Annotated in this window: 22 protein-coding genes; 7 read left to right on the top strand and 15 right to left on the bottom strand. The window is 35.7% G+C overall.

The window, feature by feature from the left end; translation table 11 throughout:
- Nucleotides 1-23 precede the first annotated feature (23 nt).
- The 12 genes from FAY30_RS26520 to FAY30_RS26470 form a co-directional block, all read right to left on the bottom strand.
- Nucleotides 24-2,105: a VirB4 family type IV secretion system protein gene (locus FAY30_RS26520; RefSeq protein ID WP_149872980.1), complete on the bottom strand. Its 2,082-nt coding sequence runs from the start codon at nt 2,103-2,105 to the stop codon at nt 24-26.
- Nucleotides 2,065-2,961, bottom strand: coding sequence for a hypothetical protein (locus FAY30_RS26515; protein WP_149872979.1), 897 nt, complete (start codon nt 2,959-2,961; stop codon nt 2,065-2,067). Before FAY30_RS26515 ends, FAY30_RS26520 begins: the two co-directional genes overlap by 41 nt.
- Before the next feature lies 1 nt (nt 2,962).
- On the bottom strand, nt 2,963-3,304 hold the full coding sequence (locus FAY30_RS26510; protein WP_149872978.1) for a PrgI family mobile element protein: 342 nt from the start codon (nt 3,302-3,304) through the stop codon (nt 2,963-2,965).
- A gap of 76 nt (nt 3,305-3,380) precedes the next feature.
- Entirely contained in the window at nt 3,381-3,755 is a 375-nt protein-coding gene (locus tag FAY30_RS26505; RefSeq protein ID WP_223821054.1) for a hypothetical protein, read from the bottom strand.
- 357 nt (nt 3,756-4,112) lie between these two features.
- The gene (locus tag FAY30_RS27425; protein ID WP_190284994.1) at nt 4,113-4,277 is read right to left on the bottom strand and encodes a hypothetical protein; all 165 of its coding nucleotides are present in this window, start codon (nt 4,275-4,277) and stop codon (nt 4,113-4,115) included.
- Nucleotides 4,278-4,782: 505 nt separating this feature from the next.
- Nucleotides 4,783-6,078, bottom strand: a complete 1,296-nt coding sequence (locus FAY30_RS26500; protein WP_149872977.1) for an IS110 family RNA-guided transposase — start codon at nt 6,076-6,078, stop codon at nt 4,783-4,785.
- A 583-nt stretch (nt 6,079-6,661) separates the two neighbouring features.
- Nucleotides 6,662-6,940 carry a hypothetical protein gene (locus FAY30_RS26495; protein ID WP_190284992.1) on the bottom strand — a complete coding sequence of 93 codons (279 nt, stop codon included), beginning with the start codon at nt 6,938-6,940 and terminating at the stop codon, nt 6,662-6,664.
- Between the two features lie 757 nt (nt 6,941-7,697).
- Complete coding sequence (locus FAY30_RS26490; protein ID WP_149872975.1) at nt 7,698-8,675, bottom strand: NAD(P)H-quinone oxidoreductase; 978 nt, start codon at nt 8,673-8,675, stop codon at nt 7,698-7,700.
- A gap of 331 nt (nt 8,676-9,006) precedes the next feature.
- Complete coding sequence (locus tag FAY30_RS26485) at nt 9,007-9,846, bottom strand: DUF3854 domain-containing protein (RefSeq protein WP_190284991.1); 840 nt, start codon at nt 9,844-9,846, stop codon at nt 9,007-9,009.
- 654 nt (nt 9,847-10,500) lie between these two features.
- Nucleotides 10,501-10,794 (bottom strand): DUF4258 domain-containing protein, encoded by a 294-nt coding sequence (locus FAY30_RS26480; protein ID WP_149872973.1) that lies wholly within the window; start codon nt 10,792-10,794, stop codon nt 10,501-10,503.
- 198 nt (nt 10,795-10,992) lie between these two features.
- Nucleotides 10,993-12,357 (bottom strand): P-loop NTPase family protein, encoded by a 1,365-nt coding sequence (locus FAY30_RS26475; protein WP_149872972.1) that lies wholly within the window; start codon nt 12,355-12,357, stop codon nt 10,993-10,995.
- Complete coding sequence (locus FAY30_RS26470) at nt 12,323-12,565, bottom strand: helix-turn-helix domain-containing protein (protein WP_223821053.1); 243 nt, start codon at nt 12,563-12,565, stop codon at nt 12,323-12,325. Before FAY30_RS26470 ends, FAY30_RS26475 begins: the two co-directional genes overlap by 35 nt.
- 509 nt (nt 12,566-13,074) lie before the next feature.
- On the opposite strand from FAY30_RS26470, the gene FAY30_RS26465 reads away from it, so the two are divergent.
- From FAY30_RS26465 to FAY30_RS26435, 7 genes are all read left to right on the top strand, one after another.
- Nucleotides 13,075-14,100 (top strand): Rad52/Rad22 family DNA repair protein, encoded by a 1,026-nt coding sequence (locus FAY30_RS26465; RefSeq protein WP_149872970.1) that lies wholly within the window; start codon nt 13,075-13,077, stop codon nt 14,098-14,100.
- A gap of 80 nt (nt 14,101-14,180) precedes the next feature.
- Nucleotides 14,181-15,305 carry a DNA polymerase III subunit beta gene (gene dnaN, locus FAY30_RS26460; protein WP_149872969.1) on the top strand — a complete coding sequence of 375 codons (1,125 nt, stop codon included), beginning with the start codon at nt 14,181-14,183 and terminating at the stop codon, nt 15,303-15,305.
- 53 nt (nt 15,306-15,358) lie between these two features.
- Complete coding sequence (locus tag FAY30_RS26455) at nt 15,359-15,700, top strand: hypothetical protein (RefSeq protein ID WP_149872968.1); 342 nt, start codon at nt 15,359-15,361, stop codon at nt 15,698-15,700.
- A gap of 15 nt (nt 15,701-15,715) precedes the next feature.
- Nucleotides 15,716-16,258, top strand: a complete 543-nt coding sequence (locus tag FAY30_RS26450; RefSeq protein WP_149872967.1) for a hypothetical protein — start codon at nt 15,716-15,718, stop codon at nt 16,256-16,258.
- Entirely contained in the window at nt 16,233-16,943 is a 711-nt protein-coding gene (locus tag FAY30_RS26445) for a hypothetical protein (RefSeq protein ID WP_149872966.1), read from the top strand. The genes FAY30_RS26450 and FAY30_RS26445 overlap by 26 nt, the downstream gene beginning before the upstream one ends.
- Before the next feature lie 34 nt (nt 16,944-16,977).
- A complete protein-coding gene (locus FAY30_RS26440) occupies nt 16,978-17,970 on the top strand; it encodes a hypothetical protein (RefSeq protein WP_149872965.1) in 993 nt (330 codons plus the stop codon).
- A gap of 1 nt (nt 17,971) precedes the next feature.
- Nucleotides 17,972-18,823 carry a ThiF family adenylyltransferase gene (locus FAY30_RS26435; protein WP_149872964.1) on the top strand — a complete coding sequence of 284 codons (852 nt, stop codon included), beginning with the start codon at nt 17,972-17,974 and terminating at the stop codon, nt 18,821-18,823.
- Between the two features lie 180 nt (nt 18,824-19,003).
- On the opposite strand, the gene FAY30_RS26430 is transcribed toward FAY30_RS26435, so the two are convergent.
- From FAY30_RS26430 to FAY30_RS26420, 3 genes are read right to left on the bottom strand one after another with little or no spacing between them, the layout of a single operon-like run.
- Entirely contained in the window at nt 19,004-19,858 is an 855-nt protein-coding gene (locus FAY30_RS26430) for a hypothetical protein (protein WP_149872963.1), read from the bottom strand.
- A gap of 1 nt (nt 19,859) precedes the next feature.
- The gene (locus FAY30_RS26425) at nt 19,860-20,561 is read right to left on the bottom strand and encodes a hypothetical protein (RefSeq protein ID WP_149872962.1); all 702 of its coding nucleotides are present in this window, start codon (nt 20,559-20,561) and stop codon (nt 19,860-19,862) included.
- Nucleotides 20,558-21,142: a hypothetical protein gene (locus tag FAY30_RS26420; protein WP_149872961.1), complete on the bottom strand. Its 585-nt coding sequence runs from the start codon at nt 21,140-21,142 to the stop codon at nt 20,558-20,560. Before FAY30_RS26420 ends, FAY30_RS26425 begins: the two co-directional genes overlap by 4 nt.
- Nucleotides 21,143-21,225: the final 83 nt, after the last annotated feature.

The following is a 21,225-nucleotide window of genomic DNA, read 5'->3' as shown; positions in this document are numbered from 1 at the left end:
GTCACCTCCTTGCTTTTTTCTATTTATCTTTTTTGCATAAGTTGTTTGCGTTCATTTTGTTCTTCATATACAGCCTGGTTAGATTCAATAAAGAATAATTCTTCTTCACTCGGGTTTGTTTGTAACCAAACTGAACTCTTACCCATCCGCAAAATTCCTTCGCCTTTATCAGGGTTTCCAAAGAGAATATTTATTTCGCCTGCGCTCAAGTCAAAATTCTCCTGGATTGCCTTGAGGTCAATTTTGTTTTGCTGCAGGAATAGATAAGCGTGAGTATTTTGTAAGATACCGCGAGCTTTATTATTGGTTACAAATCTAACAAAGTCCTGACTTGCCAAGCGTAAACCGGCATTCCTTTTTCGTGCTCTTCTTGCCATTTTTTCTAGGAAGCTTACAGTTTGATCTGAATCTATTAAAGTGTAAGCTTCATCTGCATAAACAAATTTCTTTTTAGTGGCGTTGTCCAAGTTTTTAACAAAGTGCTCCCAGAGGTAATTAAGAATTACATGGTATGCAATTGGACGTAAGAAACCTTCTTCCATTTTGCTAATATTAAAATTTACCAATCTTGCATTATGAAGGGATTGTGTGACTCCCTTACCAAGATTCGTTTGTCCATCAAAGATTGGTTTGGAACCATCTTTTAAAAAAGGGCGAATAGCTGCAATTAACCTTAAAGCTTTTTGTTCCTTACCGTACTTTTCTACTAAAAACTCATAGACATCCGAAATTGTTGGTTCAGGCTTTCTAACCCTGGATTGAATTAGTTGATTATCAATTTGAACAACTTCATTGCTGAATAAGGAGTCGGGATGCGAAGTTAATTTGAGCTTTTCCTTAAAGATGAATTGGATAGCATCCTCTAGATAATTCCTTTCAAAAACGTCTAAGCCGCGATCCTCAGAATTTTTACCTCGGCAGATGATATCGAAGAAATCTAAAATGTCATTCATCTTCTCTCGTAATGGAACAAAGCGAATGAATTTTTTTCCTTCCTTATTAACAATCTCCCTTTCATCTGAATCTTCTAGTTGATCTAATTCTTCATCCTGCTCATCTAATGGAATGTCAGTGAAATTAATAGCAAGAGGGTTAATGCAAATGTCCTCTTCTTCACTAATATTTAAGTTAATTCCGCCAAGACGTTTGGTGATCCGTACGAACTCCCCCTCGGGGTCAATTAATCGATTGTAAATGTTTGCCCCTGTTAATTCACGAGCAATCAAAAGTTTCAGGGTTACGGACTTCCCACTACCTGATATACCGACTACAAACATGTTATAATTTTGCGGGCGGTAATCCTCATTTCCAAAACTGTTGATAAATTCCAATTGTCCAGTAATCTTATTAATGCCAAGAGGTACGCCGCCAATGTATTTCCCACTACCGCTGATAAAGGGAGAGAATGTTGAAAGAGCTCGGCGGTCAATATTTCTTAAGGAATCAGTAATTTCATTTTTTCCAAATGGAAGGACACTCTTAAATCCTTTTTTAACCCTTCCCCAAGTCGAAACTAGAGAGAAAAAGGAGCTGCTCATTTCATCTTCTAGTTGCTCACTGTACCGATTCAGCTCTTTTTCACTTTGACCATAAAGCGTAGCAAGGGTGCTGACATTGTACATATCATTTTCACTGAATTGAATTTCTGCCATTAGTTGATCAGTGTCACGCATTTTAGATTCCAAATCATTTATTTGGTCAATGTTTCCTCTTTTAACCTGGAAGGATAAGTTGGACTGGAGCATAGTAATCTGTCTTTGTAGAGTACGGATAGCATTGGACTTTCCAACCTTATGTACATCTATCAGAACATCTATTTCACCGCTTGAAGTTAAATTATATAGCCAGTTAGTTTGCATTTTTCTGGGATAGCCGTCGCGAGGAATATAAACCGGACGGAAATATGTTTTAGTTCCGAGAGATTGTTTTATTATTCCAAAATCCTCACTATTAATCTTTAAACCTTCTGGAGCGATTATGTCCCACATCCTTGGTTTTGTATCAAGTTGATAATCTGTTTCTTGGATAGGTGCATTCTTTTTGTTCTTTTTAGAGTGTTCCTTCTTAACTTGCTCTTTCTTCGATTCTTTCTTGAGACTCTTCATGTTCCTCAATTGCCTCCTTTACAGCTTCTATATGGTCATCTGATTGGTCCGCTGTTACATATAAAGCATTCTTTTCTTGTTCAATGATGTCTTTAAATCGGTGTTTAACTGCCTTCCGGCGATTAAATGTGTGGTACATCAATTCGTATATTCCTTCGGTAGGTAGTAGGGATACATTTATTTCGGCTTTCCTTAATTGAGATTTTGCAGCGTTCATTCTTCTCATTAATTCAGCAAATGCTTTTTCAATTACCTTTTCTTCTAATTCCTCGGAGGAGTCTGCAGTAAGTTCATGTGCATTTATTTTATGAGTAAACACCAGGTATCTTTTTGTTTCATATCTAGGTGCTTGTGTTTGCCAGTTTACAAGATCCTCAATCATCGACTCACCGAAACTTAAAGCTGCTTCATTAAGGTCCTCTGAATCCTTCATGCTTTCTTTCATTTCTTGAATTGGTTCCGAAATATCGATAAAACGGTTTTGTAGATAAAATTGAACCGGATAATTTAGAGCTGCAAGCCAGCTTTCAAAAACTGTATCAATCGCTTCTTGTTCATCCTGACTTTTTAGGAAGTAGTTAACTGATTCAACGTCAGCAATTAAGGTAAAGGAATTATCGTTAAAACGAATCATATGGTGAGAAATGTCTTTCATATTCTCAAAAAGTTCCTCGAAAAGCTTAGGCTCTTCATCCATTTGGACTTCATGTTTTTTCTTTGTTCCCCTCTTCTTCGCTACTGGAGCATATTCAGTAGCCGTCTTTTCCTTCCAAGGTAATATTGGCTCTTTTAACATCAATCTATAAAAAACCCACATAACGAGGGCGAACGTGCCCATTATAAGGAGATCTTTCATTTTATTTATTCACCATCCAGTCTTTAGGTTTGCTTCCCTTTCGCCAAATGCCGATTTGTTTTTTATATCCCAACTTAATCAAAAAGAAGTGATCATAATTAAGATGAAGTTTGTTTTTTTTCCAAAAGCCAAATATCAAAACTACGAATAAAATAGGTAAAACTACAATAATACTTGCGATTGCGCCAACTATGAAATTAGGAAATAGATTGAAAACAACCGGGACCATAGCGTACAGGATTGACCCGCCAGCAATGATGTATATAAGCTGCCTTCTGGAAATAAACCCTAAGATTGTTTTTTGCTCTGATGCCATATCAATAGGAACTGTTTCTTTCCTCAAAAAATACACCTTCTTTATAAATGCACCCCTCTAACAAAGATTTAGAGGGGCTGCATTTTTATAGTATTTGAGCTGATTAAGCACCAAACCCTGCAAACCAACCTGCGATAGTCTGAGCCTTAACGATAATGAATACTCCAACACCCGCCATAAGGATTCCAATAAAACCTTGTGTACGAGCTTGCGGGTTACCGCCTTGTGCCGCTGAAAGTTTCATACCAGCGAAGACTAGGCAAAGGAGAACCCAGAAACCTCCGACAGCTGTAACCATGTAAACGATATTAGCAAGATCGGCGTAAATTTTACTGTTCTTCAAATCACCTTGAGGAGTGATACCCGCTTTCTTCCATGCGGCAGCTGCTTCTTCAGGAGAAAATACAACTAGTGCCAAAGTGAAAACTGCGGTCATAACAAGAAAGGGAAGAATTTTTTTTACTGAGAACTTTTTCACGATACTCACCTCCTTTTGAGACAACAAAAAAGCCCCGAAGAAACTAGTAAGGAAATATACTCATAAGAGCATTACCTTATTAGTTCTTCGGGGCTGTCCCGTTGGCTATTCATATGTATGAGTTAATATTAATAGAATAGCCATTTATGGTCAAGCACCTTTTTGTAAGTATTTCTATTTTTTTCTAGAACCTCTTTTTCTGAATTAATACTAGGGCACCGGAATTTATTAAATTATTTCCATACTGCCACGATAGTTTAAGTACAACATTTCACTTCTTTCTTGTGGAAAAAGAAAAAAAAGCGACTTTCTTCTTGAAGTATCGCACCCGTTAGCTCAATAAGCATTCATACCAATTTATTGATTAGTGTCTTTTTCCAACAATTTAATAATCGTATTGTTTTGCTCAACTTGGGTGTCACTATTTCTTTTTATTTTATAAGTCCATACTAAAATAAAAACCACTGCCAAAGGCATTCCAATTGTAATTAGCAAAGACCCAAAACCCATAACACCAATCATAAAAATCCCCCTCCTGTTTTTCATAAATCATACCATTTATTACATTCCAGTCCCTTATATAGTATGAATTTTTCTTGAACTAATCTCCCTCAATAAAAGAAGCGAAAACGCCGAATTACTCATGTTTTCATAGAATTTCATAGTTATTTACCTATCGGTAAATCTCTTTATAGCTGGAGGATCTTCACTTGAAAGGATATATTTGGACACTGAGAGAAAAAAGAGCTATTACCCACTAACCAATTTCTTACAAAAATTGGTGGATGAGTAAAAATATGATCGCACTGGTGGATGTCCACATTACTCATGGAGGTCAACCCTCCCATGCCTCACAGAGTCTTCGCTCTCAAATTCCTTCGTCCAACCTTTCCATGAGGTGGATGTCAGCCATGCTGCCCCACAGGGTCCAAGCCCGTAATTTAGTTGCTTTGCCGACTAATCCGTGCTTCAAATGTCTCCAGATCTATAAAAACAAGAACTAATACTTCTCTAATCTAAACCAAATTTAAGCTGCCATTTCAGTCTTCTCTGTTACTGCCAAATGAGGGATGTCCTTTAACATCTTTTCTTCATTAAAATCAAATTGCTTTTTACCTATACTAAATAAAATTCGAATCAGTTTATTACATAAAGCGATTAGAGACTGCATCTTCTTTAATGGATTATCCGGACGTTGAGTATAGTAAGCATGCAATGCCTTAAATGCGGAATTCTTCGCGACGAGAATCATACAAACCCTGAATAAAAGCGCCCTCAGTTTCTTCCGTCCTCTTTTTGTGATGGTCGTTTTTCCTTTGTGCTTACCGGATGTATTTTCTTTTAAGCTTAAGCCGGCAAGCTTAATAATTTGCCGAGGATGAGTATAATCACTTAGATCACCCACTTCCGCAAAGAAGCCGGCAATTGTATCCCTGCCCACACCTTTTATAGCTAACATTTGTGGTACACCTGGTATTTCATCAAGCAGACCTTCTATTTTTGCATCCAATTCTTCGAATTTTAACTGGATTAATTCATATTTGGCCAGGATGGTCTCTAGCTCTAATTTAGCCATTTCGGAGCCTTGTCGAAGTCCGATGGACTTGCTGGCTGCCTGCTTTAACTCCCGAATCTTGCTTAATCCCACACTCCGAGTTACGGATTTTCTTAAATGGGAGAGCAGTTCATGTTCGGTGAAATTAACTATTTCATGTGGTAAGGCATAGAGCTTTAAGAATTGTAAAGCTGCCTTGCCCTCCCACTTTTTAAACACCTTCAGGAATTCTGGAAAGTATCGGTCAATCCAGTTGTGTACCTGGCCTTGGACCGTTTGAAGGTCTTCAGTTAAAAGATCGCGTATTTTCTTTGCCACACGGAGTTCTGCATAAACTCCTTGTGGTAACGTAGGTTCGGCGTATCTTCCGTCCTTGACCAGCTGGGCTATGACTTTGGCGTCTTTCACATCATTCTTGGTAGGTGAGTTATCATCCAACTCCTTGCTTTTCTTGACATGCAAGGGGTTTACAGCGACAAATTTAATCCCGTTTTCTTTTAAAATATGGGCCAGGTTAAACCAATAGTGGCCTGTTGGTTCCATGCCAACCATTACTTTATCCATACTCTGTTCTTTTTTAATTTCTGATATCCATTGAAGAAAATGCTCAAAACCTTCTTTTGTATTTTCAAATTGACAAGGAGCTCCAAACTCTATTCCTCTAAAATCCTGAGCACGTGCCACATGCTTGAATTTAGCAATATCGACTCCTATAATAAGTGTTTGAGAAGTTATTTGAGCAATCTTCTTATTCTGGTTATAATTCATTTTAAAGCCTCCTGGTATTTGAGATATTTGTCCTTTTTGCTGGCAAGCGTCAGGACTCTCTCATTCTATCAAGAGGTTATTTTTTTGTTCAAACTCCATTTTCTTTCATTACAGGAATGCTGCCCCGATAGTTTAAGTACAAAACTTCACAATCTTAGTTTTCTCCCGGGCTAATTGCTGAATAACACATAAATAAAACTGCCCCCTATTTAAAAAAATAGAGGACATCAGTAAATTACTTTTTTATCAGCTAAACAATTTTTAATCAAGTAAACGGTTTTCTTAAACAATAAAAATTTGTTGTTTGAAAAAAAAGTCGTTTACTATAACAAATGTAAAAGCTGACAACGATAATACCTAAGTTTTTAATTAATTAATAAAAGTTATTTACTCAATGTAATAATTGTAATAAAACAAACTGGGTACATTAAAAAAAGTCGTTTACTATATTTATAATTTTTTGCTATGTAATCAAAAAGACGCCTTCTTATTCAAGAAAAGTGCCCTTTTATGGAATAACAAAAATATAGCCTTTGTCCTAAAATCTCTTATTTTTTCTTCCACAAACGCATCCTTGATTGAATTACTTATATTTTTTGCCTCTCCACCTACAATCTATAAAGTTGTCTTTACCAACTTTGAATCCTCTATATTCAGCAATAGCTAAAAGGTATTCTTTTTTATTATCGAGTAAAGTTATCCCTTTAAGTTCAACAAATTCATAATCGTAATAATTGAATACATCATCGAATCTACTCATTTCACTAGGCAATAGTCTAACTATCCCGTCCTCTACATCCTTTATTTTAATTAACAATTTTTCATTACAAGTATCACAACGCCAAGTTTCTTCGTTCACCACAACTTTTATTAGCCTTGTTCCACATTATCGACAAAAGTATTCTTTATCGTTTCTTCCTACACCTAAATTGATTCCAGTAATAGCCACTTGTTTCCCTCACCCCATATACTACTTATTTCGACAAAAAAAGAAGGAATCCTTCAATAATTTCAACCCAGTCACTGCACATAATCTTCCTAATGTTCAATAAGAGAGATTCCTCTCTCTCATTGAATAAACCTGATCCGTCAGTTTAAGTGCAAACCTTCACAACTCTTCACCCATAACAATTTTCTTCAAATGTGTTATTCAAGAATATGGCCCGATTGCTGAATAACAAAGAATTATGTACAAAATAAAAATGCCCCCTATTTAAAAATAGAGGACATCAGTTAAGAACTTTTTTGTAAAGTAAAGAACATTTTCTTCAAGTAATCGACTTTTTTGATATAACACAAAATTTGTTGTTTGAAAAAAAAGTCGTTTACCACAACAAATGTAAAAGCCGACAACGATAATACCTAAGTTTTTAATTAAATAATATAAGTTGTTTACTCAATGTAATAATTGTAATAAAACAGACTGTGTGCATTATAAAAAAGTCGTTTACTCTGTTTCTAAATTTTAACTGATGTAATCAAAAAGACGCCTTCTTATTCAAGAAAAGCGCCCGTTTATGGAACTACCTTAGATGTGTGATTCCACTAAAGCTCACTCAGTTAATTTTAGTTCATATCCCCTTGGAAACTGGAGGTTTATCTAGTATTTTCCAATTGCATTAATCTACCCTTATAATAATCTTTCCGATGTTTTTATTGTTCTCCATATGTTCATGTGCTTGTTGGATTTGATTAAGAGGAAAAACTTGATCGACAATCGGATGAAGCTTGTTATTGGCAAAAAAGTCTAGGATTTTAGTGGAAAATTCAGTTGTTAGTTCTGCCTTATATTCATCGCTTCTTGGTGTGAGCAAAGTGCCAGTTAGTTGAATGCGTTTTAAAAATAAATCCATTAAATTAACGTTTTCTATAATTGCCCCTCCCAAAATTCCAATTAGCACCCAACGTCCATCAACTTTGATGCTTGCGATATTTTTATTCCAATAGGATGCACCAACGAAATCAAGAATCAAGTCAACCCCTTGATTGTTGGTAATTTTCATGATTTCCTCATCAAAGTTTTGTTCTTTATAGTTTATACAAACATCTGCGCCTAATGATTTACAAAAATCAAGCTTTTCCTTCGATCCAGCCGTTACTATGACATTTGCCTTAGCGATTTGTTTCGCAAGTTGAATCGCTGCTGTTCCAACACCACTTCCACCAGCATGGATTAACACGTTTTCACCAGCACGCAATTGCCCTATCCAAAATAATGTTTGATAGGCTGTTAAAAATACTTCAGGAATAGCTGCGGCTTCTTCAAATGAAAGATGTTCTGGGATCACTATCGCTCTGTTAGCTGGCATTACAACATATTCGGCATAACCGCCACCATTGACAAGTCCCATAACTTTCGTACCGACTTCGAATTTTGCCCCCTTCCCTACTTTTTCGATAATTCCAGCAACTTCTACACCTAAAATTGTATTGTCCATATAACCTAAGCTGCTTTCTCGATTAACAATATCCGTTCGATTAACAGCTGCTGCTTTTACTTTTATTAATAATTCTCCATCTTTTGGCTCCGGTTTAACCTGTTCTGTTACTTGTAATTGATCAGCGCCACCAGGTTGCTTTACAGTGATTGCTTTCATGTTCGAACCTCCTATAATATCTACTTGATTGTATATTAAGTTTTAAAAAGCATTTAAGTAAAGAAAAAAGCTTATCAGTGTTTAGTACCTTATTTATCCTTTGTTTTTTATATTATTTAATACTCAAAAATAACTCTCTTAATTTCTTCATAAGCCGTCTCTTTTTATTCAACAATCTGGCCTGATTGCTGAATAACACCCGGAATAATGTATAAAATAAAAATGCCCTCTATTTAAAATTTAAAATAGAGGACATCAGTAAAGAACTTTTTTGTAAAGTAAAGAACATTTTTTTTAAGTAAACGACTTTTTTTTGATATTACAAAATTATTTAGAATAAAGGCTTTATATGGGGGATTTTATTTTCAAGAAAAAGATTATCTATCCCCTTACCTTCATTTTCATTCCACAGAACTAAATTTGCGCTAAACCCCTGTTGTTTTAATTCTTTAGCACAATCCAACAAATGCTTTTTAACTTGTGGGTTGGAAACTGCATCTGCATCAAAGCAAATGTTGACTTTCTCAACTCCCATTTCTTTCATGATTGGGATTGATAAGCGCCATGCTCCAACACCTGGAAGGGCCAAGAACGTTGAACCAATGTCTTCAATTTCTAGAGGGTCATAAAGCCTTTCAATCGAGTCAGCAGCAATGTCACACTTTAAAGGGCCTTCAGATAACCAAACGGTACGTGCTTTGTGAATACTGCCTGTTTTCCAATCCTTTAGTGTTGAAGTTGGAACCGCTATATGGATTGGTGCTGGATCACCTGAGCCTGTTCCTTGTGGCTTATTAGCTGAGCTTAACCAGTAATAGCGGTTCCCTTTAACAACACGAATCCAGCCTTTTATATCTCCTTCATGCGTAATTGTTTTCCATGTTTTACTTAACTCGATTGACTGCTCAAGAATAATTTCACCATCAAATGTAACTTGTACTAGGTTCGGTTGTTCTTTAAGCCAAGCTTTTAAACCAGGACGATTAATCTTCACTTCAACTACATTTGGAGGGTTATCAATCCTATATTGGAACCCAACAATTTCGTTATAGTGATTTCTGAAAGGAATTAATATCCCTTTTGTCCCAGCAATCATCCAGTATTTATTGTCCTTTAGATAAAAGCCTGGAATTCCGGTGAAATCTTCAATACCTAAATCACCCTCTATCATTCTTACAACTTCCCATGGCTTATCAGGAAAACTTTTATACTCTCTAATCATGACTTGTTGATCAGATAGTTGTCTCTCCTTTGAAATCAAATGACAATAATGGTCCTCATCTAACTCAAGATAATTAATTAAAGAGGTAAAAACATTATTTAAGGATGAATTATTTTGTTTTGGATTCCCCTGATATAATGCCTCAACCTCGTTTTTATCAATCTTTTTCCTCTTATTTTCTTTAAGGAAGTGTAAATAGCTTGGCAAGGCTGAGTTTTTGGAAAAAAATTTATCACTTTGAACCCTGATACACGCGACTACTGAACCATCTACATGAGTCATACAACCGCCTGTACTGCCGCATATTACACAAGGTGTTCTATAAAATTCATACCAGTCCTTAATTCGTGTTTGCCTCATTAGCTTCATTCATTCATCAGCCCTTCTTTAAATCTTTTAATCTCTTAAAATTTAATTATTTCAGACTTAATCGGGTCATGTGGTCATGTTTACTAACCGTAACTTCACGCAATTCATTAGCTCGCAGTACATCATCATTGATAACCGCATATACCGATGCTTTATATGTTTCGTATAATCCTTTTAAAGTTTTTTATTGCACCTGCTATGTTCATTGGGAATTTCCTCTCTACTTTAATTTTTTTATACGCACTCATTAAATCTTAGATGGTCAATAGGCGGCATAACTGTAACTACTTTATAAGCTATTGGAGTTAATTTAGCGATAATAACGACAATCGGATTGTCGTCAATATCTCTTCCGGCTATTGCTACTTTTTTTGCCCCTTGTCGCTCAATGATCTCCCCATTGAAAATGGCTGCAACAATGTCTCCTTTAAAATACCCTCTTTCAGCTAACCGCTTTTTTGTGTGATCTCCAATGATGATTTTTCCTTGACCAGTCATTAGAACCTTCTTAATGTCCTTTAATTGCATGTTTTCACCTCCATTAGTTAAATGAAAAAAGCGGCCAATGGATAGGTAGCAGAGCACAATTAAGAAACTCTGACTGCCGATCACAAAGACCGCTTATTTGATAGAATCCCAGCTTATCTTGAAACAGATAGCAATAAAAACAAAAAAATATTAAATAGATTACTATCATAATAGCACTTTAGATTTACCCTAATCAACCTAGTGTAGTAACAAGTTTTTAATTTGAGCCATAAGTTTAGGCTTTTCCTTTTTAACCTTGTCTACCCCCAGTAAATATTGTGCTATTTTTCGATAGTTAGGTTCTAATGAGCGGCGGTACAATTCAATAGGTGGTTTTATTTCATAATTATTTGACTGGTAGATTTCAAAATGGTTAGGAAGAGCGGCTATTAGCGGAAGTTCAAGCAATTCAGCTATCTCATTTATACGACTCTTATTAGCTATGGCTCTATTAAAAATGATCTTCCCAGGGAATTTGTATTCGTTGATGATTTTATGTATCTCTTTTTTCCACTCATGGGCCTGATGAAAGTTATCATCAATTAAGATCCAAAATTCATCTAAGTGGGACAAGGTATTTAAACTGTGTTCATTCATATTTCCACTTGGAAAATCAATAAAGACCAATTTGTATTGTTTAGCGGTATTTAAGAGCTCAGATAGCACTTCTTCATTCCATTTGAATTTTGAATCCCCTAATGGAAACCAATTAACGCCTTTATAAAGCCAATTCACTTCTTCTGCTTCCAAATCATCCGAGAAATAATTTTCAATAAAGGAGGACCATTTAACCGGCTTTGATTGAAATCTTGTAAGCATACTATTGATAATCTGTTTTTCATTAGGCAGTTCCACTACAGCAATTTCGATATCGAACTCACTCATATAAATTGCGAAATTTACTATAAAAGTAGATATTCCGGTGGAAACAGGCGACCAAACACCAATGGTTTTGTGAGTACTAGGCACAGCAGCTTTCCTAAGAGATAGAAGTTTTTCATATCTTGGAACTGGCTTAACCTCAACATCTTTAGAAGGGTAATTTTCCAAAATAACAGGTTTGCTTTCGTTTGCCTCAACTTGCTTTTCTACAGGGTTTTGTTTTTGCACCGGATTAGGCTCTTTTTGTTCTGGAAATTTTTTTTTTGAATGCACCGGTTCTTGTTTTTCTTCGGACTTAGTTTCTTTTGAATCATTCTCTTTTTTTGTCTCTTCTTTGGTAGCCTTTAGAGGCTGCTGAATGATTTCATTCTCTAAAGGCTTTGTAATGATATGACTATTAACTGTATCTAAGTTTTTATATATGTGGATTCTGTCCGTTTTCTTTGAGAGCAATTCCCCTGTAGGATCGAATATAATTATTTGGCCACTAAATGATTGATTACTAAGTACCTGCGAATCTATAAAAACATTAGAGGTAATTAACAATTGGAAAGGAGAATTTAAACTTTCAATTACTTGCTCTTTTGTTTCCAGGAGAGTGATTTCGCTTTTCGGAAACTTCTGTTTAAGCAAGTTCATTATGGTTTCATGCTTCGATATGGCTAAAAATATCTTGTTCATTAAATTCTTGCTCCCTCTTCAAGTAATTGTTTATCCTTGCTTTTAAATGAGGGCTAAAAGCAAGTTCTCCCCTTTCTACTTGTCCCAGATAACTTGAACTTATCCCCAAGTTCATAGCAAATTGGAGCTGGCTTAAATTTAGCCTTTTTCTTAGAATCACAAGACGTTCTGAATCATCTGCAATCTCAATATCATTGAAATTAACCACTACAATCCCCTTTCAGTAATAACAAAAAAACCGCTAAACGGCCCTCTATTTAAGAGAGCTATTTAGCGGTTGTCGCTTTGCTTTAAATTAAATTTGAACTGAATGAATTTATTATATCACATAGAAAGGTATCAATTAACCTCATTTGAAAACTTTTGTTTTTCATTATTATCTTACAACTTTTAATACGGTAAAGGCAGAAAAATTCCCCTTCTTTTTCAAAAAATATCTTAGAATCTATTCGTCTAGTTTTTTAAAAATAAAAGAAATTGTTGTCTATCTATAGCTTAAACGGTATAATTTGGCTATAACATTTTTCTTTTTTATTTTATTGCAATCCCTATGGATTAGCGGGAACCTATTAAACGTACAACCTTTGAGGTTGATGGAAGAGTAAAATAAACATACTTGTGTTTATTTCAACTCACTATCAAATTCTCAAAGGTTTATTTGCGTTTATAGGGCAAAAAATGAGTGGAATGTTAAAAAACTTTAAGGGGCTGTTGTAAATGAAAAAAGATTGTACCGCGGAAGAAGTTATGGCTGCTCTACAGGCACCATTTTCAACTTCTGACATCGAATGGCGGGTAAGTCATAGCGGAGTATCAAATGGCAAACCTTGGGCTATGGTTCTTGCTTATGTCACCAATCGAGCAATTCAATCCCGTTTGGATGAAGTTTTTGGACCCGCTGGGTGGAAGAATAAGTATGAGGATTTTAAGGAAGGAATCATTTGTACGATCTCCTGTTTGGTTGAAGGCCAATGGATTGAAAAATCTGATGGTGCTGAACAAACGGATATTGAATCACTGAAAGGCGGTCTTTCAAACGCAATGAAGCGTGCAGCCGTACAGTGGGGAATTGGTAGATACCTGTATAAGATCGATTCTATGTTTGTTGAAGTTTTTAAAGACAAGCGACAAGGTTCTATTAGGATTTACGACAAAAAGAATAAAGTTGAAGGTTATTGGTTTCCGCCAAAACTACCAGATTGGGCATTGCCGGTTAATGAACAAGGAAAAGGATCTAATCCTCGAACTTTTTCTCAAAAGCCAGCTACTAACCAAGGTAACAATAATAAAGGCGGTAATAATAAACCAAAACAGCAGAATCAGCAACCTGGACAAAACAAATCCAAGGAAGGATTTGACCGTTCAGCAGCAACAAAAATCATTAAGGAGTTTTTAGAAAAAACTGGGTTGAAGGAACAGCAAAAGTTCATTATTCCGCTGTTTAAGAAAATCAATCCCAGTTTAAAACAAAACAATCTTTTAGCTGTATTTGAACAGGGGACAGAGGAAGAATTGAAAATGTATTACAATACCCTCAAACCTGTCAATGACTTGGTGATGGTGACTAACCATTATAAGATTTCAATGAAGGATAGTCTTGATTATGTTCAAATCCTTCTTCCTGCAGTTAAGATTGAGAGCTTGTTTTCCTGCTTTTTGAACTTAACACATAACCATGTTAAAGAAATCAGCGAGTTCATTCGGGATGACTTAAAAAATGGAACACTTAAACAAATCGCGTAATTAGCGGAGGAAAAGCACAAAGGAGAACATCTCTTTTGTGTTTTTTTATTAAACACAAATACTAATTGGAGGAATCAATTATGCATTTAAAAATTAACAGCCAAACATTAGCTGATGCTCTGAAAAAAGTTGAGAAAGTAGTGAATGTGAAACACCAAATTCCTATTTTGCATGGGATTTACATGGAAGCTACTGAACAGGAGTTAATCCTAATTGCTTCTGACAGCACAGAGTCTTTCCGCTACCATGTTCCAGTTGATGGAGAAAATCTTGAAGTAATTGAACTTGGTAAGATAGTTTTGCCTAAACAGGTATCGGAAATCTCCAAGAAAATGAAAAAGGATATTGATATGAAACTGGACGGATTCAAGCTTTCTCTTAAATCAGGAAAAACAGAATTCGACCTGAATACATTCGAGCCGGAGGAATTTCCAAAACTTCCCGCTTTCGATATTGAAAAGCCGACTGTAACCCTAAAAGGGACTGATTTCAATGATTTTATTAAAAAGACGGCATTTGCTGCTTCTGATTCGGAAACCAGACCTATTTTAACGGGAGTTTGCTTGGACTTAAATGATAACGGCCTTAACCTGATTTCTACTGATTCTCATAGATTGGGACAGGTAAAGGCAGAAGCCACTAATGACAGCAGTGTAAAACTTGTAATCCCGGCAAAATCGCTTGATAAATTAGCCAAGACGGTTGATATGCAAGAGGAATTACATTTTTATTGTGAATCAGATAATCAGCTTATCTTTAGGAGCGGGGCACTAATTTTCTATTGTAGATTGTTAGAAGGCAATTATCCTGATACATCCAGGCTTATTCCGAACGATTTTAAATCGGAAATGAAGATTAATCGTAAAGAATTTTTAAATGCGCTGGATTTGGTTAAAGAGCTTGCTAACAATGCAGACAATGGAAAAGGAGGAGTAGTAAAGCTTCATGTTAACGGGGCAGCTACAATCTCCTCACATACAGCCCAAGCCGGAAAAGGTACTGTTGTTGTGGACTATGAATCTCTTGAAGGTGAAGATGACTACACAATTTCTTTTTCTGCAAGGTATATGATCGATGCGCTAAAAGCTATTGATGATGACTTTGTAAACTTTAAATTCCAGGGACCAATGAGACCTTTCTTATTAACACCTAGTGAGTCTAAATTTGAAGAATTGCAGTTAATCTTACCTGTAAGAACAATGTAAAGAAAAGGAAGGGCAGGTTATTCCTCCCCTCCTTTTTATATGGAGGAATTGAAATGAAGATTGATTTTTACAAGCTTGAGGAAAATCTTCAGAAACATAAAGTTACGGGAAAATTTTCTTCCAGTGATTGGGGTGTGGCTAAGGTAATCCAATATGTTTGGAACCATACTGACACCAGACATGTAAATTTTGATTCATTTAGTCTTGATGAGGGTTTGCGAGCGTTTTATGAGTTTTATACTCTCCCCCACTCGGATGATGAGATAACCGCAGCTGATAAATTAGCAATGAAAGGCAACATGTGGGAGATTAACGCCAATGTTGACAATTTAATTGCGGAAATGACCAGATATGAAAATAGAGTCTACGAGCAAGACGAAGAGGACTTTATTTAAGGAGGGAAACAATATATGATCATGCTTTTGGATGCTGAAGAAAAATATGCTTATGATGCCAGCATTTCTAATTTCTTAACTCTTAAGATATGGCATGACCTTGGGATTGATGTTTCGGGTTATTCCGACTTCATCACTGATCCTGGAGGTTACGGAAATAATCCAAGTAGTGAGATTTTTCAGGATGGATTAAAAACCTTGTTTCCTGATTTTCAATACATGGATTATGAGGAATTCGAAGAAATGACTGCTATCGCAAAAGAAGTAGATATGAATAGCCCTGAAGGACTATATATTTTGAAGAATGAAAAGCTTCAAAAGTTAATTAATTCTGGAAGGGGTAAGGAGATAGAGCTTGTTTGTTCGGGTGAGAAAGGCGACCTTATTGAATTCAAGATGGCATATAACGAAAAGTACGGGATCCTAATTGGTACATACTTTGAAGGTATGCTGTTTGAAATTGCCCTAGCGGTGACGAATGTTATAAAAACAATTGACCGTTTATATAAACAGTTGGAGGAAGAGGATTGTTATGGACTTTATAATAAAGCTGTCTGATACTATTGGAGATTTTAATGGGTATGTTGATGTTATGCAACTATCTCAACGCTTCGATGGAGACGAACAAAGACTTGAGGACTTAATTAAGGTTGAAAACCGCTTGGTTAACGGCCTTTATAAAATGACTGTTTCTGAACTTATAAGAGTACTTGCTGAATCAGGAACAACAGAGGAAGCGATTTCTACCCCTGCCCTACCACAGAATTGTATTAAGCACGTATGGATAAATCGTGCGGCACAGGATCAAGCGGTTTATGTAGAAATTCCAAAGAACCGGTGGGATATAAATTATCATACCCAGAGATTTGAAAACGTGGGTTTTCCAAGGATGATATTCAAATATATTATATCCGGGCCAAAGGTGAAGCTAAGTAATATTGTTACAGTGAGGGATAAAGGGTTTATCAAGGATGATACTCCCCTTTTTGTTTTTCCTTTCAGTAATGTAGAAAGAGATAGCAAAGTGTGCATGGGTGGGAATCAATTACCCGATGTGGAAGCAATTGCTCAGATCAGCACTTTTCACTCTATTTTCTTTGCGGCACCATTTGGAGATTGTTATGGAGCCAAAACTACAACAGGAAAAGCATTGAGGGAACTTTTTACTTCACTGTCTAACAGTGACTTTGATGATAATTGGCTAATGCCATGTTACGGAGAATTAACTCTTAAGGACTTTTAAAATAAAAACAATTAAAAAATTGGAGGAAATTAAAATGACAATGAAATTAGAACAAACAAATATCTTTTCTATGTTTGATATTGAGGACGAACACGCTGTAAAATTGGAAGCGGCTAAGGCTGCTGCCATTAAACAACGCAAGCAAAGAATGGCTGAACATAAAACTCAGTCAGAAACCAAGGAATCTAAACCAGCTGTTACAGCACCTAAAAAAGATCCATTTAAAGTTTTGGTGGATACAATTGTGCGTTATGCAGGAATGGATATACCAGTCACCAACTATTTCACAGTAGAAGAAATTGAAAACGGTCTGCCTGGTAAAAAGAAAAAGAGTGAGGAAGATGAAGAAGAAACCGGATATAATCCAATTACAGAGAATGACCTACGCAAAAGGCTTGAAGAAGACTATGCGGAGCTTGTTGCGAATTTCACCCAATTGGTTTATATCGAAAAGAAAAACATTATCGTACCAGTACTTTCCGCGAAAAAGAAAGGAATGGTTGATTGTTCGGAGACCTCTGCTAACGCAGGGGTTTCTGTTTCTTCTAAGAAAAAAATACCTTTTAGCATTTTGGCTGATTTTGTTGTAGTGGCAAAGGATTTTTCGAACCAATTTGGTACAGAAGTCCATGCTGATGTATATTATGACTTGGATGAAAATGAATTCTTTTTGGATTTTCCAAAGCAAGTTGTTACTCCAGTCTTATGTACGGTAGTGGAAAACATTGCATGGATAAACGCAGAGAAATTTGCAGACAGGCACTATATTAAGGTTATGGAAATCCATTCACACCATGTTATGCCGGCTATTCCTTCAATAATTGATGATATGAATGAGAGAGCCCCAATCTTATATGCAATTGTAGGCCGACTTGATAAGTTTTTTCCTGATATTATTGTTCGGACTTTCGATAAAGCTACGCAAAAGCACGTATTTATCGACCCGAATAAAATCTTTAAGAAACCTTGTCTTTTTGAAAACCATGCTACTTACCTTTACGACATTTCAGAAGTGGAGGTTGGGTAACATGGCAAGGATCTCTGTAGATTTAGCTAAGGGAAAGAAATTTTATCCTCATATTGTTGTTGTAGGTGCCGGTGGAAATGGAGCTTATGTTATTCAGCAAGTAGCTCAAATGCTCAATATTTATAATATTTGGGGTAAGTTAGTCATAGCTGATTATGATCACTTTGAAGAGAAAAATCTTGCTAATCAGCTGTGCTTGCGAAGTGATATTGGTAAAAATAAAGCCGAGGCATTAGCGAAAAGGTATCGGTCGGCTTATCAAATTGATATTTCAACTTACAGTGCAAGCTATGTTGAAGACGTTAAAACGTTAAAAAGTCTTTTTAACACTGATTATGAAGGATGCAAAGGATGGACCACGTCCTACCTTCCTATTCTAATCAGCTGTGTTGATAATAATTTTTCACGACAGATTTTCCATCAATTTTTTGAGCAGGAACATACTCTCTTATATATTGATATTGGTAATGAATCGGTCCGTTCACCTAAAGATTTCAAAATACGTCCAAAAGAAAAATGGACTGAAGAAGAATTGGTTGCTTATGAAAAATCGGGATATACTGGACAACTAGTTTGTGGATTAAAGGTGAATGGTAATGTCATCTGTGAACCCATAGCTTCTGTTTTCCCGGACATTTTAGAGGATAAGGATGAGATAGCCCCTTCTGAATTGTCTTGCACTCAATTGGCCGCTTCTGAGCCTCAGCGAGTCATTACAAATCGTTACTCATCGTTAGCTGCCAGTACTATTCTGAATGAAATTTTTGAACTAGGGTGTTTATCAACACACAAGATCTTTTATCATTCCAAAAGAGGATATATGAGAAGTGAGCCTATCGAGGCAGAGGTTTAACAACAGGCAACTCTTTAAGTTAAAGACACATAAATACTAAAAGTAAAGATAGTAAGGATTGATTATCCCTACTATCTTTTTTTATTTCGGAGAAATTGTAATTAACACAAATATTGTCAATCCCAAAAAAGTATAAATAAAAAAGGCCTTACCATAGTGTAAGACCTAAAATTACTCATCTTAATTCGTAAAATAATAAAATTCCTCTATTGACGCTCCAGTAAGGGTTATTTGGTTTCTCTGTACATCATTCAATGCCATTACCCTTATTACAATGCTATTAATTAATTCCTCCTGTTGCTCCTGGGTGAAAGTATTTCTAATGTTTACATTTACAAAATAGGCTTGCTGACCCATTGGACCCGGCACAGCAAGAATGGATACTTCTCCAATCTTATCCAATGTATTGTAATTAGATTTAATTAATTCCCATACTTCTGATAATTGATTCATTGCGCTGCAGGTAATATAAGACTCTGGATTTAGATATGCCACATCATCAAAATTCGCTAGGATACCTTTTTGTTGGGGCTGATATAATTTCAGTCCCCGCTTCTCCCCCTCATCCAACAAAGCCCATTTAGCACCTATACAAGCCGTATTTAAAGAGATATCCATTAATGTAGGGTAAACCCCCTCGTAGTTCACAACAAGCCAGCTGGCAAGCTTTTTTAAGTGGTCATATGTAATTACTTCTTCAATTTGATTGCCTGTAATCTCTCTTAGCATATCAGGTAATTGTTGAGCAATCATTCCGGCAGATTGCTGAAACCATTCATCACTAATCTGAGTTTCTTCAAGATTTAGAAACTCAACTGCCATAAAGTACCCATTAAAGATTTGTGATTTAATACTTTCTAGTAACTCATTCTCCAATCTTGCTGCATCCTGAGCCTTAACCAGTGGAAGTAATTTGCTTTTATAGTATTCATAAACCAAAAATAAATCCTTATTAAATCCTTCATTGTTTTGATAATGCGCCTTCAGTTTCCTATCAGTGTAATCTGAAATGTCTAGCTCTACAGTGGTACTCATTTTATTTCCCCTTTTCTATTGTAATATTTTCATCTTGGCTCTGATCGGCGGTTGTTTCCTCTAATGTATAAGGTGGTGATGGACTGTCTTCTATAAACTTCCAACCTTTATTTTCCTTAGTTATTGTGGTTAAGAAATATTCCTCACCGTTTGTAGTGATTACCTTTCTATAAAAGGTCCCATCTCTTTTTAAGCGGTCTACTGCTACATGAGTAAGTTTGTATCCATCTCCAGTAATATTTTGCTTTTTATACATATCCTGAATATTGGTCAAAATGGTAATGGCATCCTTCTCTGTTGGTAATTCGTCTTTAACACTTGTACTTCCGTGGTCCATAAGGAATTTGTAATATTGTTCAGATGATATTTGCTGAGTATAGAAGTCATATAAAATTTTACTTGTATATTGAGCAAATTCTACGGAATCCTCAAAAGTTGTTTTTTCTTGTACCTCTTTTGGTTCAATTTCTTTTACTTGATCTAAATCATTCTCAACTATGACTTCGTCCAATGGTTTTTCTAGTTTTTTATAAAACTCTTTTTGTTCTTTTATATCGTTAGATTTCTTTATCTTTTCTTCCTTCTTAAGCTCAACCTTTCGCTCCTTTACTTTTTTTGCTTCCTGTTCAAAACTTGAATTAAAACAACCAGTTAAGAGTACGGATGCGGTAAGTACAGAGGCTAATATTTTCACTCTTTTCATATGGATGCCCCCTCTATAATTCTATTTCTCTCTTTATCGGTTAGGAAATTAACCAATTCTGCACTATGTAAAGTAGGAATCTCATTTACTGAATGAAGAATAAACTTTGGAACATTTGTAATTTTAATATGGTTAGCTGAAGGTACTACCGGAACCCCAATATGTTGCTCAATACAATAAGAAAGTGCCCTCAAATGTTCTTTATCAATATTAGTTGGAATCGATATGCTTTCTAATTTCCTGGAACCAAACAAATTAATCCCAATAATTATTGATAGAAGTGATAATAAATTTGGATCTAAAACCATACTAAATATTTTCCTCTCATTTACATACCATTGCTTCCTTAATTTATCTAAGATAGGATGAGAATGAAGTGAGAATTGTCCTTTTTTTACATCAATATCTAAGTGACTTTTTAAATTGTTTTCTCTTATCAATTCAGCTAAATACAAAGCTTTTTTCTTATCAAAAGGGACAATAAGCAAATGTTCATTTGATGTAGTGTCAAACTCCCCTTCACATATCAAAGAAGCAATCGCTAAGGTTTCTAGTGTTTTACTGGTCTTTTTTTCTTCCACATTCTTAACTCCTTCAGAAAAAATAAATACCCAGAACTAACATACCTTAAAAAGCTATGTTGGTCCTGGGTATTTCCCATTGG

It is taken from the genome of Bacillus sp. S3 (assembly GCF_005154805.1).
Taxonomy (GTDB): domain Bacteria; phylum Bacillota; class Bacilli; order Bacillales; family Cytobacillaceae; genus Neobacillus.
This window is presented reverse-complemented; position numbering and strand designations above follow the sequence as displayed.